Here is a 1,638-nt window from a genome sequence, read left to right on the forward strand (position 1 = left end):
AACCGCGCGCTCATGGGCGCCAACATGCAGCGTCAGGCCGTCCCGCTCATCACGAGCGACTCGCCGTACGTCGGCACGGGCATCGAGTTCCGCGCCGCCGTCGACGCCGGTGACGTGGTCGTGGCCGAGAAGGCCGGTGTCGTCAAGGAGGTCTCCGCCGACCTCGTCGAGACCATGAACGACGACGGCACCTACACCACCTACAAGCTGGCCAAGTTCCGTCGCTCCAACCAGGGCACGTGCATCAACCAGCGCCCGATCGTCGCCGAGGGCGACCGTCTCGAGGTCGGTTCGCCGGTCGCCGACGGCCCCTGCACCGACGACGCCGAGATGGCGCTGGGCACCAACCTGCTCGTCGCCTTCATGCCGTGGCAGGGCCACAACTACGAGGACGCGATCATCCTCAGCCAGCGCCTGGTGCAGGAGGACGTCCTCACCTCGATCCACATCGAGGAGCACGAGGTCGACGCCCGCGACACCAAGCTCGGGCCGGAGGAGATCACCCGCGACATCCCCAACGTCTCCGAGGAGATGCTGGCCGACCTCGACGAGCGCGGCATCATCCGCATCGGCGCCGAGGTCACCACCGGTGACATCCTCGTCGGCAAGGTCACGCCCAAGGGCGAGACCGAGCTGACCCCCGAGGAGCGTCTGCTCCGCGCGATCTTCGGTGAGAAGGCGCGCGAGGTGCGCGACACCTCGATGAAGGTGCCGCACGGTGAGTCCGGCACGGTCATCGGCGTGCGGGTCTTCGACCGCGAGGACGGCGACGAGCTGCCCCCGGGCGTCAACCAGCTCGTGCGGGTCTACGTGGCCCAGAAGCGCAAGATCTCGGTGGGTGACAAGCTCGCCGGTCGTCACGGCAACAAGGGCGTCATCGCCAAGATCCTGCCCGTCGAGGACATGCCGTTCATGGAGGACGGCACCCCGGTCGACGTCGTGCTCAACCCGCTCGGTGTGCCGCGCCGGATGAACATCGGCCAGATCCTCGAGCTCCACCTCGGCTGGCTCGCCAAGCAGGGCTGGGACCTCGACCTCTCCGATGACAAGGACAGCGCCGACTGGAAGCAGCGCCTCATCAAGATCCACGCCGACAAGGCGGAGGCCGGCTCCAAGGTCGCGACCCCGGTCTTCGACGGTGCGCAGGAGGACGAGATCACCGGGCTGCTCGGCTCGACGATCCCCAACCGCGACGGCGTCCGGATGATCGACGAGACCGGCAAGGCCAACCTCTTCGACGGCCGCTCCGGCGAGCCGTTCAAGGACCCGGTCTCGGTGGGCTACATGTACATCCTCAAGCTCCACCACCTCGTCGACGACAAGATCCACGCGCGCTCGACGGGCCCCTACTCGATGATCACGCAGCAGCCCCTGGGTGGTAAGGCCCAGTTCGGTGGCCAGCGGTTCGGCGAGATGGAGGTCTGGGCGATGGAGGCGTACGGCGCCGCCTACGCCCTGCAGGAGCTCCTCACGATCAAGTCCGACGACGTGCCTGGTCGCGTCAAGGTCTACGAGGCGATCGTCAAGGGCGAGAACATCCCCGACTCCGGTATCCCCGAGTCGTTCAAGGTGCTCGTCAAGGAGATGCAGTCGCTCTGCCTCAACGTGGAGGTGCTGTCGCAGGACGGCACGGCCATC

At 67.3% G+C, this 1,638-nt stretch carries 1 protein-coding gene; it reads left to right on the plus strand.

The genetic code is table 11. The features are described from left to right. A partial coding sequence (locus tag VOI19_RS19220; protein ID WP_323794532.1) for a DNA-directed RNA polymerase subunit beta occupies positions 1 to 1,638 on the plus strand: 1,638 nt, incomplete at both ends.

The sequence above is a fragment of the Nocardioides sp. genome (assembly GCF_034670285.1).
Lineage (GTDB): Bacteria > Actinomycetota > Actinomycetes > Propionibacteriales > Nocardioidaceae > Nocardioides.